Source organism: Rhizobium sp. NZLR10 (genome assembly GCF_019685125.1).
In the GTDB taxonomy this organism is placed as follows: Bacteria; Pseudomonadota; Alphaproteobacteria; order Rhizobiales; family Rhizobiaceae; genus Rhizobium.
On record NZ_JABDWE010000002.1, the window covers coordinates 237,498 to 251,401 of the forward strand.

Here is a 13,904-nt window from a genome sequence, read left to right on the forward strand (position 1 = left end):
GCAGTTCCACAGCATGCCCGAAAGATAATCATTTGATTTCCAAGGACCTCGCAGCGCCTTTCCGAGTAGGACCCGTCTCCGTGCGGAACCGCGTCGTGCTGGCGCCGATGTCCGGCGTCACGGACATGCCCTTCCGCGAGCTCGCCTGGCGCTTCGGTGCCGGCCTCGTCGTCACCGAAATGGTGGCAAGCCGCGAACTGGTCAACGACACCGCCGAATCCTGGTCGCGGCTGCGGGCCACGGGCTTCCGGCCGCATATGGTGCAGCTCGCTGGCCGCGAAGCGCACTGGATGGCTGAGGCGGCGAAGATCGCTGCCGATCACGGCGCCGATATCATCGACATCAACATGGGCTGCCCGGCGAAGAAGGTGATCGGCGGTTATTCCGGCTCGGCGCTGATGCGCGATCCCGATCATGCGCTCGGCCTCATCGAGGCGACGGTTAGGGCCGTCGACATTCCGGTGACGCTGAAGATGCGCCTCGGCTGGGATGAAAATTCCATCAACGCGCCCGACATCGCGCGCCGCGCCGAGGCGGCCGGCATCCGGCTGGTGACCATTCATGGGCGCACCCGCATGCAATTTTATGAAGGCCGTGCTGATTGGGATGCGATCCGCGCCGTCCGCGAGGCGATCTCCATTCCGCTGATCGCCAATGGCGATGTCGAAACTGCAGAGGACGCGCAGGAAATATTGCGCCGCTCCGGTGCCGATGCCGTCATGATCGGCAGGGGCTGTCAAGGCAGGCCGTGGCATGCCGGCGTTATCGCCGGTGGCGCCGAGCCGCACCGGCAGGAGATCGCCGATGTCGCCGTCGAACATTACGCGATGATGCTCGATTTCTACGGCGAGGCGGTGGGGATCCGCCATGCCCGCAAGCATCTCGGCTGGTATCTCCAGCGTTTCGCCGCTGATCTCACCGGTGGCGAAAAGGCAGCGATCATGACCTCACGAGATCCGCGCGAGGTGGCCGCGCGCCTTTACGAGGCGCTGGCATCAACTGTTGTCGACAGCCGGGAGGCGGCATGACGAAGGATATGACTTCTCCGCCCGATCACGCCGGCGGGACCGTCGCCATGGCCGTGCTCAACGCCATCCAGAACCCCGTCGTCATGGTCGACGAATCCGGTTTCGTCGTTTTCGCCAATTGGGAGGCGGAGGCCTTCTTCGGTGCCAGCGCCCCGCATCTGGCGCGTTACCGCATCTCGACCTTCATTCCCTTCGGCAGCCCGCTGCTTGCCCTGATTGACCAGGTGCGCGAGCGCAAGGCCCCGGTCAACGAATATCGCGTCGACCTGAGTTCGCCGCGCCTCGGCCAGGACAAGCTCGTCGATCTCTATGTCGCCCCGGTGCTCAGCGAACCCGGCGCCGTCGTCATCGTCTTTCAGGAACGCTCAATGGCCGACAAGATCGACCGGCAGCTGACGCATCGCGCCGCTGCTCGATCGGTGACCGGTCTCGCCTCGATGCTGGCGCATGAAATCAAGAATCCGCTCTCCGGTATTCGTGGTGCTGCCCAGCTGCTCGAACAGTCTGCGGTCGACGAAGACCGGGCGCTGACCCGGCTGATCTGCGACGAGACCGACCGCATCGTCTCGCTGGTCGATCGCATGGAAGTCTTTTCCGACGAACGCCCCGTCGACCGCATGCCGGTCAACATCCATTCCGTGCTCGATCATGTGAAGGCCGTTGCCAAGGCCGGTTTTGCCCGCAACATCCGCGTCACCGAGAGCTACGACCCGTCGCTGCCGGCGGTCTATGCCAATCGCGACCAGCTCGTCCAAGTCTTCCTCAATCTCGTCAAGAACGCCGCCGAAGCGGTCGGTGATCGGCCGGAAGGCGAGATCATGTTGACGACGGCCTATCGGCCCGGCATCCGTCTCTCGGTTGCCGGCACGCGCGAAAAGATCTCGCTGCCGCTGGAATTCTGCGTTCACGACAATGGCCCCGGCGTTCCTGCCGATCTGTTGCCGCATCTCTTCGATCCCTTCATCACCACCAAGCCGAACGGCAGCGGCCTCGGCTTAGCGCTCGTCGCCAAGATCATCGGCAATCATGGCGGCATCATCGAATGCGACAGCCAGAACAGCCGCACGACATTCCGCGTTCTCATGCCGGCGTCCAAGGACGCTTCGCTCGAGGACGCCTCTATAGCAAGCTCGACAGGACCTTCTCGATGACAGCTACGATCCTCGTTGCAGATGATGATGCGGCCATCCGGACCGTGCTCAACCAGGCTTTGAGCCGCGCCGGCTATGACGTCCGCATCACCTCCAACGCCGCTACCCTCTGGCGCTGGATTTCGGCGGGTGAGGGCGATCTGGTCGTCACCGATGTGGTGATGCCGGACGAAAACGCCTTCGACCTGCTGCCGCGCATCAAGAAGGCGCGTCCCGACCTGCCCGTTCTTGTCATGAGCGCGCAGAACACCTTCATGACCGCCATCAAGGCCTCGGAAAAGGGCGCTTACGACTATCTGCCGAAGCCCTTCGATCTCACCGAGCTGATCGGCATCATCGGCCGTGCGCTCTCCGAGCCGAAGCGCAAGCCGGCCAAGCTCGAAGACGATATGCAGGACGGCATGCCGCTCGTCGGCCGTTCGGCGGCGATGCAGGAAATCTATCGCGTTCTCGCCCGCCTGATGCAGACGGACCTGACGCTGATGATCACCGGCGAATCCGGCACCGGCAAGGAGCTCGTCGCCCGCGCCCTGCATGACTACGGCAAGCGCCGCAACGGCCCGTTCGTGGCGATCAACATGGCGGCGATCCCGCGTGACCTGATCGAATCGGAACTGTTCGGCCATGAGAAGGGCGCCTTCACCGGTGCGCAGACCCGCTCGACCGGCCGCTTCGAGCAGGCCGAAGGTGGCACGCTCTTCCTCGACGAAATCGGTGACATGCCGATGGACGCCCAGACGCGGCTTCTGCGCGTGCTGCAGCAGGGCGAATACACCACCGTCGGCGGCCGCACGCCGATCCGCACCGACGTGCGCATCGTCGCCGCCACCAATAAGGACCTGAAGCAGGCGATTAATCAGGGCCTGTTCCGCGAGGACCTCTATTACCGCCTCAATGTCGTGCCGCTGCGCCTGCCGCCGCTGCGCGATCGCGCCGAGGACATTCCCGATCTCGTGCGCCATTTCATCCAGCAGGCCGAAAAGGAAGGTCTTGGCTCCAAGCGTTTCGATCAGGAAGCGCTGGAACTGATGAAGGCCTATGCCTGGCCGGGCAATGTCCGCGAACTGGAAAATCTCATCCGCCGTCTGGTGGCGCTCTATCCGCAGGATGTCATCACCCGCGAGATCATCGACGCCGAGTTGCGCTCCGATGTGCCCGACAGCCCGATCGACAAGGGTCCGATCCGCAACGGCTCGATGACGATCGCCCAGGCCGTCGAGGAGAACATGCGCACCTATTTCTCAGGCTTCGGTGAAAACCTGCCGCCGCCCGGCCTCTATGACCGCGTGCTGACGGAAATGGAATATCCGCTGATCCTCGCCGCGCTCACGGCAACGCGCGGCAACCAGATCAAAGCAGCCGATCTTCTCGGTCTCAACCGCAATACCTTGCGCAAGAAGATCAGGGAGCTGGGTGTCTCGGTCTACAGAAGTTCCCGCACCGCCTGAGCGTGTTCGGGCTTGCACGGTACTACGGAGGGATGTCGAACGCATCCTCCCGGTCGCGATGACGCTCATGAATGGCTCATCGGCGCACGCGCCGGCTGAGCTGGCCCGGTATCAGATATCGCTTCATGAACATGGTGACCTTGCAACTCAGGCCTCAAACGACTGAGCGCAAGACTGACAGAAAGGTGTGTGGGGGACTGCGCCAAGCCTCTTCTCGCCGACCGGCATGCTGCATTTCACACATGTGCCAAAAGTTCCGGCTTCAATCCGGTCCAACGCCGCTTGGACGGCGAGGAGCTCCTTTTGTCCAGCCTCGCCGAGTTCTTCCAGGACTTCATCGTTATTTCGCTCTGTGGCACGATCATTATCGTCAGGATTCCGAGGCTCTTCGAAATCATGCTCGATCGCTTGCAGGCGGGTTTCCAGCTCGCGCCGGCGTTGGTCAAGGATCGCCTTGTACTTTTCGATATGCTGCCTCGTTTGCGAGGAGGACTGCTTCTGCATGATCGCTCTCCAGCCGGCCTTTTGTTCGCGACCGACACCGTGTTTTACTGGGAATTTCGCCCCTGACGGGAAGCGGCAAAGCTAGGCGTGTAGGGCGTCCGTCGGATTGATCCGAATCAAGGTAGCTTTCGATCCGCGAGTGCCGATGAGAGCGGATTTCGTCCTGCCGACCGCATCTTCGAAACGGGTCGCCAACAGGGTTCTATCGAACGTGTAGGTCATGAGAAGTCTCCTTTGGGCGGTGGCTCCCATGCAACGGCCGTCAAATGCCGGGCCTCCAATCACCTGTCCTGCATAAACGCCTGCATTTCCTCAGGCGTAACCTTGCCGTCATTGCTTGCGTCAACCGCGTCGAAGACGCGTTTATGGATCGCGGTCAACTCTTCGAAAGAAATTGCGCCGTCCCCATCACTATCAGCGATGGCAAACATGATCTTCACCATATGACCGCTCATTGGCCCCATCATGCGCATTCCTGGGGACATGCCAGATGGCATCATGTTGCGGCCCATCATGCCTGGCATCATTTCCGATCCGTCCGCCTCGGGTTTAGCCTCAGACTGGGCCGGGTCTGGACTTTTCGTCTGGGCGGAGGCGATGCCCATGGCACCGACGGCACCGAGCAAGGCCAGCAGAGTGATCGTTGGCAGTCTGAACATGGACATCCTGACTCTCCTCTTTGAGTGTTGTCCTCCACGAGTTGGAGCGTCCTTTGAAGATACGACGCACACAGGGTTCAAACATTGCGCTGGATCAAACCACTTGCATGGTTCGAGTCGTCGATGAGGGACCGATCGACTTTGCGCCGCGTCATGCTTGCGATGCGAGCCACCAGAATCTCCGAGGAGTCATAGCGGCCGAAGCGATACCGAGGATCGAGCCGGACGACGCAAGAAACAAGGTGACTTCCGAGTGCGATGAGCTCGTCTCGGGGCCGGTAACGGATGAGCTTTCGAGCTGGCTTCTGCGAGGTCTGGTCAGCGCGCAAACAGGCCGCATCCGATCCCTTTCGGCTGGTCATGCCTGAGGAAGAGAACAGACAGACCGAGCCTTTCCGCGAGCGCAAGACCGTGTGCTTGGCCAAGAACCATCATCGCCGTCGCCCAGGCGTCGGCGCTCATGCAATCGCAGGCGATCACGGTCGCCGAGGCGGGCGGATCTCTAAGCGGGAAGCCGAGGCGCGGCTCCATGGTGTGCGAGAGACGATGGCCGCCGACATCAATCCAGTGTCGATAGTCGCCTGACGTCGCAACGGCGGCATCATCCAGCTCGAGCATGGAATGCACGGCACGCACTTCCAGATTTGGCGTTTCGACGGCGACGGTCCAGCCACGACCGTCGGGCTGAGTGCCGAGTGCTTTCAGTTCGCCGTCGATGGCGAAGAGGCCGGCTTCGATTCCGTGCTCGCGCGCAGCCTTCGCCAGTTGATCGGCGCCATAACCCTTGGCGATGCCATTGAGATCGAAGCACATCTCGGAGTGCTTGCGGGCGCGTCCGGCGGACTTGTCCAGCTCGAGAACATCATGGGCCGGGCTGCGTTTCGCAAGACGGGCGGTCCTGATCATGTCCTCGCTTGCGTCCAACATGCCGAAACCCCACGCGGTGGTGGCATCGCCCACGCCGATATCGAAGGCGCCGCCCGAGGTGCGGCCGATGGCAAGACCCGCTCCCAGCACGGTAAGCAGCCGGTCGGGCAGGGCAATCCATCCACCGGGTCGCGCGGCGTTCAAGCGATTCAGATCGCTTTCAGGCCTCCAGGTGGACATTTGTTTGTCGACTTCGGTCACGGCGTCGGCCATCGCCTTGCGGGCGGGGGCGACATCGAAATGCGATGGCATGTGAAAGAGGGCGGACCAGCGCGTGCCCATGGTCGGACCGTTCATCGCGTAGCGCGTCATGTCAGTAGATGTCCTCGGCATAGCGGCCAGTGGCTTTCAGGAGCGCGAGGTTGAAGCCCTGTGCCGCGAGAATGTCGGCAAGCACGGCGGCAACGGCCGCCGCCATGTCCCGACTCCCGCAGATGAGAACCTGACCGCCTGCGGCAATGAGCTTGCCGATGCGCTCGGCGTCCTTACGCAGAATATCCTGCACATAGGCCGGGCTTGCAGTTCGCGAAAAGGCGGTCGATACCGAGGTCAGCCGGCCGTCCTTTTTCCAGTAGGAAAGCTCCTCGGCGTAAAGCGCGTCGCTGGCTGGATGGCGAGTTCCGAAATAGAGGTGCATGGGGCGGCGTGCCCGGTTTCGACGCGCGAAGCCGGCAAGCGGACCGATACCGGCGCCGGCGCCGATGAGAATGACCGGCTTGCCTCCCCGGGCCGGGCGGAAGGAGGGGTTTGGGCGCACGAAGGCCGCAACAGTATCCCCCGGTTTCAATGCGGTGAGTTGGGTCGAGCAAAGCCATCCCACTTGCTTGCGGACGCAGATTTCGAGAAAGCCATCCGTGGTACCGGAAGCAAGTGAGTAGAAGCGCGGCAGATCCGAGCCTTGCGGCACGATGCCGATCAGGTCTCCGGCCTCGAACCGCGGGAAACCCTTGCCTGTCAGACGCTGCCGGAGCGAGATGTTCGGCAGGGCAAAGCGCAGGATGGCGGTGGTCGCCTGTACGCCTGCGCCATAATCGCGGCGGGATATCAGCGGCAATCTCCAGGTCTTTGGAGCGGTTGGTTGGTGCGTCAGCTCGAAATCGAGGCCAAGCGTCTCAGCCAGGAGCCGTCCCCAGCGGGCGAAATCCTGAGGCGATTGGCGGTCTACCGTGTCGAAGGGTATGAGGGAGGCCCAGCCCTTGTCCTTGGCGATCGTCGCGATCTCGGAGGCGAAACCGCAGAAGGCCGGGAAGCTGCGATCGCCGAAACCGAGCACGGCGAGCGGCAGGCTGGGCTTTGCGGGCGTACGCTCGAAACGTTCGATGAAGCCCATGGCGGAGGCGGGCGCTGCGCCGTCACCATAGGTGGCGGCGAGCAGCATAACACGCCGCGCCTTCGGCCAACGGGCCGGTTCGAAATCGGACATCGGGCCGACGTGGACGCAAAGACCCTCTGCGGAAAGAGCAACCTGCAGCGTATTGGCAAAGCCTTGGGTCGTGCCGCTCTCACTGCCGACGAGCAGGATCGTATCGGCCTCGCCAGCGTCTGCCGAGGTTGCTCTTGGGGCGCGGCGCCCCTTGAGCCAGACAAGCAGGCCTGTCCAGCCGAGAACAGGTACAGCAAGCGCAGAGAACCCGAGGACGAGCCCGAGCCAGGCCAAGCCGCACCCCGTGTGCAGCATGGTGATGAGGAGCGTGACCCTGTCGACCCAGCCGGCGTCCGACCAGGCCAGCAGCGCGCCGTTGCCCTGATCGATGTAAGCTTCTCCTGCTGCTGTCTTGAGTGTGAAAACGTCCGTTGCGTCGCCCGTAGCAGGGAAAGTCAGCGAGAGCAGGTCATTGACCGGCGTCTCTTGAAGCAGAGCGACAGACGTGAGCGCTACCCCGGTCTTGCCGCTGACGTCGGCCGGGAAGGCCGGCGCACCCGCGCTTTCCGGCAGCAGGCCGAAAACAGCAGCCGTCATCCAGAGCGCAGTGAGCGAGGAGAGGAAGAGGCCCGGCAGAGCTAGGCGCGAGACGACGGCGTGTAAGCGTCCGTCGCCGGTACCGCGAACGGATTTCAGGACGAAAAGCCAGCCGCCGGCGCGCCGTGCCATCAGGAACAGCCCGGAAATTGCGAGGGCAAGCATAACCGCTGCACCGCCCGCAGTTATGAAACGTCCAGTATCGTCGAGGAAAAGCGAGCGATGGAGATTGGTCAACCAGCGCTCCAGATCCGAGGTGTCGGCGCTGCCGGCCGGCGTGCCAGTGGCAGGGTCGATGACAGAGGAGGCGGGTTGGTCGCCTTCGTAGTAATAGGCGGTGATCCGCCCGGACGGCGCGCGTCTGATCTGTTCCACCGTAGGTTCTGCCGCCTGGACTCGCGCGGTGAGTTCGGCAACGCTGATGTGCTGCGCGGCAGGCGTGGTGAGCGCCTCAGCGGCGGGGAAGATCGACAGTGCAGCGCCGCTCAGCGCGACGACGGTGAGAAGCACCGTGGCGATCAGCCCAAACCAGCGGTGAAGCGAGCGGTTCATGGCGAGCGTCCTTCCCGCTCAACGCGCATAGGTGAAGGCGGCGACGTAGCGCATGCCCTTCACCTTCTGCCCCAAGCCGGCCGATGCCAGCGGCACCACGATCTCGTTTGGGCTGTCGCGCATGTCTTCCACGGCGGAGTCGATGTGAAGCTGATAGCCGGCATCGAACAGCGTATCGGCAAGATCGACCGTGACCTTGAGTGAACGGCCGGCACCAACACTGGCACCCGTGATGCCTTTGATCTCGGCGGTATCGCCACCGGTGGCGCGGGACCAGCCGGTGAGATGCTCGTAATACCTGCTCTTGCCGCCCGCCATCCAAAGGCTGCCGACATATTTGCCCTGCGCATCGGTGACGTAATAAGCAAGGTAGGCACCATCGCCGCCGTAGTTGCGCATGCTGGTGGTGAAGGTCACCTCACGCGCCATGGCAAGGCCAGGAACGGTAAGAGCCGTGGTGACTGCAAGCATGGCGATAACGGATTTCATTCTCATCGATATTCTCCTTGGCTGATTTGACGGTTCAGTTCGTCTGGACCCGCGGCTTGGAACCAGGCGTGAATAGGCCGTTGCTGGGCGGGGTGGTGTTCTGCTGCTGCACGGTGCCGCCTAGACCGCAGGCATCGTCATCCCAGTTTTCGCAGTCATCGGCGGCGTGACGGCCGGTGTCGTCGTGACGGAGGTGATGCTCCTCCTTGTGTTCATCGTCCTCGCTTTCTTGATAGCCGGCTGGTACGGCCCCGGCGGCGGCACTCTTCTGTGTGGGGGACGGCCTGGCCAGACTGCCGAGGGGAGCGAGAAAGCCGATGCCGGCGCAAGCGGCCAGAAAAAATTTGCGGTACGTCATAAGTGACCTCCAGTTGGCTATCTTTATGGGGATTGGGAGCGATGCTCAGCGATCTTCGCGGCGTCTATCGAGTTGGATGACTTCAAGCGTCACCGGATCGATTTTCGCTTCGAAGCGACGGCCGTCCCTGTCGGTGCCCCGGATTTCGTAACAACCGTCATCGATCTTGATGCGCTTCAACGTCCAACCCCGTTGCCCGGCCATGGCGCGAACCGCCGCATGCGTCTTCCAATTGCTGATCGGAACGTCGCAGTCGTCTCTTGCCTGAGCGGATGTCACGGCGATGACGGCGAGCGCCAAGATGGGCAAGGTGCCGTTTTTCATTCTTGTTTCCTCTCATTTCGGTCTGATCAATTGCGTTCCAAGCTGACCGGCATCTGACAAACCGCGCGACATTGCTTCAGCTTCCCGTAAGCTGGCCGGTGGACTAGGAGACGAAAGAGAGAGGGAGGGTTGCGATGCGGGTTCTGCTGATCGAGGACGATACGGCGCTGGGCGCGGCCATTCGCGACCAGATCGCTGCCGACGGTCACTCCGTCGATTGGGTCAATCGCCTCGACCAGGCGGGCGATGCGATCGTTGCTGCTGCCTACGATCTGGTGCTGCTCGATCTGATGCTGCCCGATGGGCTTGGCATTCCCTTTCTGAAGGCGTTGCGTGGGCGCGGCGACGTGACGCCGGTCATGATCCTGACAGCGCTCGACCAGGTCTCTGACCGCATTGCCGGATTGAACGCTGGCGCCGATGATTACATGGTGAAGCCCTTTGATCTTGCTGAGCTTTCGGCGCGGATCGGGTCGGTGGCGCGCCGTTATGCCGGCAATCCCAATCCCAACATCACGCTTGGCCCGCTCGCCATCGATCTCGCCGCCAGAAGCATCACGCTGAATGGCAAGGCCGTGGTTCTAACGGCGCGAGAATGGGTCCTGTTTGAGGCCTTCCTGCAACGTCCGGGCCAGCTTCTTTCGAAGGCGCAGCTCGAAGAGCGGCTCTATTCCTTCGATAGGGAAATCGACAGCAACGCCATCGAGGTCCATGTCAGCCGGTTGCGCAAGAAGCTCGGTACTCATGTGATCGAGACCGAGCGCGGGCTCGGCTATCGTCTGGGACGGCCATGAGGATCGGCGCTTCGCTCCAGACGCGCCTGGCGCTCGCCCTCGGGCTTTCAGTGACTCTGCTATGGCTTGTGGCGGCAGCGGTGACCGCGCACCGCCTTGGCGGGCAGATGGAAGAGGTGTTCGATGATGGCCTGAAGGCAACAGCGCAGCGCATTTTGCCGATTGCCCGGCACGACCTGCGAGAAGGCCATCAAGGCCGCGATGCGACCGATTACGACGACAATGGTGAGGACGACGACGGCGATGGACGCATCGACCGAGAGGCTCGCTACGGCGAAGATGTAAGCTTCATCGTGCGTGACCAAAACGGGCAGGTTCTGCTCGGTTCGAAGGGGGCGGATGCCTCGAGCTTCCCACCGTCCACGAAACGCGGCTTTCTTCGAACCGCAACGCACCAGCTCTATTACGATACGAGCTTCGACGGGAACCTGACGATTGCCGTCGCCGAACCGCTTGACCATCGCACGGAATTGTCACGCAAGATGCTGTTGGGCCTCGTGCTGCCGCTGATCGTGGTGATCCCTCTCAGCCTGCTCGCGATATACCTCGCGGTGCGCCGCTCCTTACGGCCGGTGCGCGCGCTTAGGCACGAGCTGGCCAATCGCGGCGCGCAGGATTTGTCGCCCGTCACCGACAGTGGCCTGCCGACCGAACTTCTCCCGATTTCGGCAGGTGTCAACCAGCTTCTCGACCGCCTGACGGCAGCGTTCCACGCCGAGCGCGCCTTTGCGGCCAATGCCGCGCACGAGCTTCGTACGCCGGTGGCCGGCGCAATCGCGCAGGCGCAACGCATTCGCTCCGAAACCAAGGAAAAGCTGACGAGCCAGCGGGCGACGGAGATCGAAACGACGCTGAAGCGGTTGATGCGCATATCTGAGAAGCTGATGCAGCTTGCTCGCGCTGAAGGCGGACGTCTACAAAGTGACCAGCCGTCCGATCTCAGAACCGTCCTGCAGATGGTCCTTCAGGATTTTGCCCGGGCCGGAGAGGGGCGCGTCTTGCTGGCACTGCCGACGGCGCCGGTGCGTTCGATGCTGGATCCGGACGCAGTCGGCATTCTCTGCCGCAACCTGATTGAAAACGCGCTGAAACACGGGGCGCAAGATGGAAAGGTTGAGGTTTCACTTCAGCTTGGCGGCCTGCTGAGTGTTGCCAATGACGGCCCGATACTGCCCCCAGACGCTGTAGACAGGCTGATGCGGCGCTTTGAGCGCGGGAACGTTGAGATCGGGGGAAGCGGTGTCGGGCTTGCTATCGTCACGGCCATCGCCGATCGCATTGGAGCCGATGTGACGATTGTGTCTCCGCGACCCGAGAGGAACGAAGGTGTGCAGGTTGAAATAAAGCTACCCGTGTGGTCGCCGAGGCTGAGTGTTTAGCGGGTGGCCGCCGAGGTGCCAATCGCGAAGCCGGCGCTGTCCAACCATCTGTATGCCATGCCGATCGGGGAGATGACGGCGCATCGTCGTTGTCCAGCCGCCGAGATTAAGTCTAGGAAGTCACTCCGTTCTGCTTCTTTTTCGACTGACCCCCGCGGCGATGAACACGCGCGAAAGCCCGTGATAGACCGGTTCGCGCGTCAGAATGCGCGACGTTATGTAGCCGATCATCGAAACGGCCATGATCGGGATGACGGCCTGGTGGTCGCCGATCATTTCAAGGATGATGACGAAGGCGGTCGTCAGCGCCTGCACGACGCCAGCGAAATAGCCTGCCATGGCGAGGATGGCCGCTAACGCGATGCTGGTGCCGAGCAGCGATCCGACCGTGCTGCCGAAACCGGCGCCAACCGCAAGCGATGGTGCAAAGATGCCGCCCGGATGCCTGGATCATCGACAGGAAACTGGCGGCGACGTGCGGCAACCAGATCGAGGCGGCCGGTCTTCTCGGTCTCAACCGCAACACCTTGCGCAAGAAGATCAGGGAACTTGGCGTCTCGGTCTACAGGAGTTCCCGCACCGCCTGAGTGTGTTCGGGGGCGCGATAAAAAGAAGGCGGCGGGCCCTCATGTTTGCCCACCGCCCACCCCTCCCGGCGTCCGCCGCCACGGTCGGGAGGAGAGCTGAGCCTATCCGAGCCAGGTCGCGGTTTGTATCCAAGCAGACAAACAAAATTGCGGTGTCATTCAACAGTCACATAAGCATTTGTGAGGGGTGATTTGACGCCAGGCGAATGTCATTGAAGTTGCTGCGGTCGTCGTCGCAATGCCTGTGGATAAGCTGTGGATATCCGGTGGACGACACGATCAATCAGCGGGCTATAATGTCGCAGATTTCTATCGCATGTTGCCTATCCGTTCCGAATCTCATCATCTGCCATTGCTGCTGTCGACCTCCGCCGCAAACGTTGTCGATCGCATGCCACGGGCGCTCCGACTAATGTCGTGGAGCGCCCTTTTTCTTTACGGTCGGGGCTGATGGGAACTGCGACATTGTGTTTTGGTCAACTTCGCGGGCTGAGCCTCGCATCTCGTTGAGCATGCCATAGATTACACGAATCGGTCGTCGATCAATCGGGCGACGCCGTCCCCGGTGACAGGCCGGCACATATTCATAATTTACGGGAGTTGCATGATGGAATATCGACGTTTGGGAAAGTCAGGCCTGAAAGTGAGCGAGTTCTCCTTCGGTTCATGGGTGACGTTCGGCAAGCAGGTCAATGGAGGCGACGCCGTCGACCTCATGAAGCTTGCCTATGACAACGGGGTGAACTTCTTCGACAATGCCGAAGGATACGAAAGCGGCAAGTCCGAAATCGTCATGGGCGAGGCGCTCAAATCGCTTGGCTGGAGCCGCGACAGCTTCGTCGTCTCGAGCAAGGTCTTCTGGGGCGGCCAGAAGCCGACGCAGCGCGGCCTGTCGCGCAAGCATGTGACCGATGCCTGTCACGCCGCATTGAAGAGGCTTCAGGTCGACTACCTCGACCTCTATTTCTGCCATCGCCCGGATATCGATACGCCGGTCGAGGAAACGGTGCGGGCGATGCACGATCTCGTTGCCCAGGGCAAGGTGCTCTACTGGGGGACGTCGGAATGGTCCGCGCAGCAATTGACGGAAGCCTACGCCGTGGCTCGCGACTTGCGCATCACGCCGCCGACAATGGAGCAGCCGCAATACAACATCTTCGAACGTCAGAAGGTCGAGTCCGACTATCTGCCGCTCTATGACCTCATCGGCCTCGGCACCACGATCTGGTCGCCGCTCGCCTCGGGCGTCCTGACCGGCAAATACAATAATGGTGTGCCAGCCGACAGCCGCATGAACCTGCCGGGATACGAATGGCTGAAGGAAAAGTGGTCCAGCGATGCTGGCCGCGCTCAGCTCAAACAAGTTGGTGAGCTTGCAAAGCTCGCGGACGAGATCGGCCTGTCGATCACGCATCTCGCTTTGTTGTGGTGCCTCGCCAATCGCAACGTCTCCACCGTCATTCTCGGCGCCTCGCGCGCCAGCCAGTTGCAGGACAATCTCGCGGCGCTTTCGCACAGGCACAAGATGACGCCTGACGTGCTGGACCGGATCGACACGATTGTTGGAAACAAACCGGAAGAACCACGTCGTTTCTAAAGAGCATGTGGGCCGAGGCCCTGCGCGGCTTGACAATGTGACGGACGGCGTTGCATTTTCGCCACAATGCGTTGCTTAAAGGTCACGCAAGGGTTTTGGACTTCGCTCCCGATCGAGTCGTTGCAGCGCTGGCTTTCTTGAGCCGGC

13 protein-coding genes and 2 pseudogenes are annotated in these 13,904 nt (G+C 61.9%); 7 read left to right on the forward strand and 8 right to left on the reverse strand.

Annotated features, from left to right (window positions below; genetic code table 11):
* The first annotated feature begins 32 nt into the window (after positions 1-32).
* From dusB to ntrC, 3 genes are read left to right on the forward strand one after another with little or no spacing between them, the layout of a single operon-like run.
* Positions 33-1,028, forward strand: a complete 996-nt coding sequence (gene dusB, locus HJB82_RS04405; RefSeq protein WP_221133049.1) for a tRNA dihydrouridine synthase DusB — start codon at positions 33-35, stop codon at positions 1,026-1,028.
* Positions 1,025-2,179, forward strand: coding sequence for a nitrogen regulation protein NR(II) (locus HJB82_RS04410; RefSeq protein ID WP_207584112.1), 1,155 nt, complete (start codon positions 1,025-1,027; stop codon positions 2,177-2,179). The genes dusB and HJB82_RS04410 overlap by 4 nt, the downstream gene beginning before the upstream one ends.
* Positions 2,176-3,627 (forward strand): nitrogen regulation protein NR(I), encoded by a 1,452-nt coding sequence (ntrC, locus tag HJB82_RS04415; RefSeq protein ID WP_207584113.1) that lies wholly within the window; start codon positions 2,176-2,178, stop codon positions 3,625-3,627. The genes HJB82_RS04410 and ntrC overlap by 4 nt, the downstream gene beginning before the upstream one ends.
* 147 nt (positions 3,628-3,774) lie before the next feature.
* Here the strand turns inward: ntrC and HJB82_RS04420 are convergent, their stop codons facing one another.
* From HJB82_RS04420 to HJB82_RS04450, 7 genes are all read right to left on the reverse strand, one after another.
* Complete coding sequence (locus HJB82_RS04420) at positions 3,775-4,131, reverse strand: TraR/DksA C4-type zinc finger protein (protein ID WP_207584114.1); 357 nt, start codon at positions 4,129-4,131, stop codon at positions 3,775-3,777.
* Between the two features lie 281 nt (positions 4,132-4,412).
* Complete coding sequence (locus tag HJB82_RS04425; RefSeq protein WP_405048960.1) at positions 4,413-4,796, reverse strand: EF-hand domain-containing protein; 384 nt, start codon at positions 4,794-4,796, stop codon at positions 4,413-4,415.
* Positions 4,797-5,108: 312 nt separating this feature from the next.
* Entirely contained in the window at positions 5,109-6,050 is a 942-nt protein-coding gene (locus HJB82_RS04430; RefSeq protein ID WP_207584116.1) for an FAD:protein FMN transferase, read from the reverse strand.
* Positions 6,031-8,229, reverse strand: coding sequence for a PepSY domain-containing protein (locus HJB82_RS04435; protein ID WP_221117255.1), 2,199 nt, complete (start codon positions 8,227-8,229; stop codon positions 6,031-6,033). The genes HJB82_RS04430 and HJB82_RS04435 overlap by 20 nt, the downstream gene beginning before the upstream one ends.
* A gap of 18 nt (positions 8,230-8,247) precedes the next feature.
* A complete protein-coding gene (locus HJB82_RS04440) occupies positions 8,248-8,718 on the reverse strand; it encodes a DUF2271 domain-containing protein (protein ID WP_221117295.1) in 471 nt (156 codons plus the stop codon).
* 34 nt (positions 8,719-8,752) lie between these two features.
* Entirely contained in the window at positions 8,753-9,076 is a 324-nt protein-coding gene (locus HJB82_RS04445; RefSeq protein WP_207584118.1) for a hypothetical protein, read from the reverse strand.
* Positions 9,077-9,121: 45 nt separating this feature from the next.
* Positions 9,122-9,400 (reverse strand): PepSY domain-containing protein, encoded by a 279-nt coding sequence (locus HJB82_RS04450; RefSeq protein ID WP_207584119.1) that lies wholly within the window; start codon positions 9,398-9,400, stop codon positions 9,122-9,124.
* Positions 9,401-9,534: 134 nt separating this feature from the next.
* On the opposite strand from HJB82_RS04450, the gene HJB82_RS04455 reads away from it, so the two are divergent.
* Both HJB82_RS04455 and HJB82_RS04460 read left to right on the forward strand, forming a co-directional pair.
* Positions 9,535-10,194, forward strand: a complete 660-nt coding sequence (locus HJB82_RS04455) for a response regulator transcription factor (RefSeq protein ID WP_168294757.1) — start codon at positions 9,535-9,537, stop codon at positions 10,192-10,194.
* Positions 10,191-11,573: a HAMP domain-containing sensor histidine kinase gene (locus HJB82_RS04460; RefSeq protein ID WP_207584121.1), complete on the forward strand. Its 1,383-nt coding sequence runs from the start codon at positions 10,191-10,193 to the stop codon at positions 11,571-11,573. Before HJB82_RS04455 ends, HJB82_RS04460 begins: the two co-directional genes overlap by 4 nt.
* 120 nt (positions 11,574-11,693) lie before the next feature.
* Here HJB82_RS04460 and HJB82_RS04465 read toward each other — a convergent pair.
* A pseudogene (locus HJB82_RS04465) lies at positions 11,694-12,048 on the reverse strand (chloride channel protein); the annotation flags it as partial.
* On the opposite strand from HJB82_RS04465, the pseudogene HJB82_RS04470 reads away from it, so the two are divergent.
* Positions 12,038-12,160, forward strand: a pseudogene (locus HJB82_RS04470) (helix-turn-helix domain-containing protein); the annotation flags it as partial. The pseudogenes HJB82_RS04465 and HJB82_RS04470 overlap by 11 nt on opposite strands.
* Before the next feature lie 607 nt (positions 12,161-12,767).
* Positions 12,768-13,757, forward strand: coding sequence for an aldo/keto reductase (locus HJB82_RS04475; RefSeq protein ID WP_207584123.1), 990 nt, complete (start codon positions 12,768-12,770; stop codon positions 13,755-13,757).
* The last annotated feature ends 147 nt before the right edge of the window (positions 13,758-13,904 follow it).

Coding starts and splice junctions, on each gene's coding strand:
- HJB82_RS04410 (WP_207584112.1), top strand. CDS start 1,025: ATGACGAAGGATATGACTTCTCCGCCCGATCACGCCGGCGGGACCGTC.
- ntrC (WP_207584113.1), top strand. CDS start 2,176: ATGACAGCTACGATCCTCGTTGCAGATGATGATGCGGCCATCCGGACC.
- HJB82_RS04420 (WP_207584114.1), bottom strand. CDS start 4,131: ATGCAGAAGCAGTCCTCCTCGCAAACGAGGCAGCATATCGAAAAGTAC.
- HJB82_RS04425 (WP_405048960.1), bottom strand. CDS start 4,796: ATGTCCATGTTCAGACTGCCAACGATCACTCTGCTGGCCTTGCTCGGT.
- HJB82_RS04430 (WP_207584116.1), bottom strand. CDS start 6,050: ATGCCGAGGACATCTACTGACATGACGCGCTACGCGATGAACGGTCCG.
- HJB82_RS04435 (WP_221117255.1), bottom strand. CDS start 8,229: ATGAACCGCTCGCTTCACCGCTGGTTTGGGCTGATCGCCACGGTGCTT.
- HJB82_RS04440 (WP_221117295.1), bottom strand. CDS start 8,718: ATGAAATCCGTTATCGCCATGCTTGCAGTCACCACGGCTCTTACCGTT.
- HJB82_RS04445 (WP_207584118.1), bottom strand. CDS start 9,076: ATGACGTACCGCAAATTTTTTCTGGCCGCTTGCGCCGGCATCGGCTTT.
- HJB82_RS04450 (WP_207584119.1), bottom strand. CDS start 9,400: ATGAAAAACGGCACCTTGCCCATCTTGGCGCTCGCCGTCATCGCCGTG.
- HJB82_RS04455 (WP_168294757.1), top strand. CDS start 9,535: ATGCGGGTTCTGCTGATCGAGGACGATACGGCGCTGGGCGCGGCCATT.
- HJB82_RS04460 (WP_207584121.1), top strand. CDS start 10,191: ATGAGGATCGGCGCTTCGCTCCAGACGCGCCTGGCGCTCGCCCTCGGG.
- HJB82_RS04475 (WP_207584123.1), top strand. CDS start 12,768: ATGGAATATCGACGTTTGGGAAAGTCAGGCCTGAAAGTGAGCGAGTTC.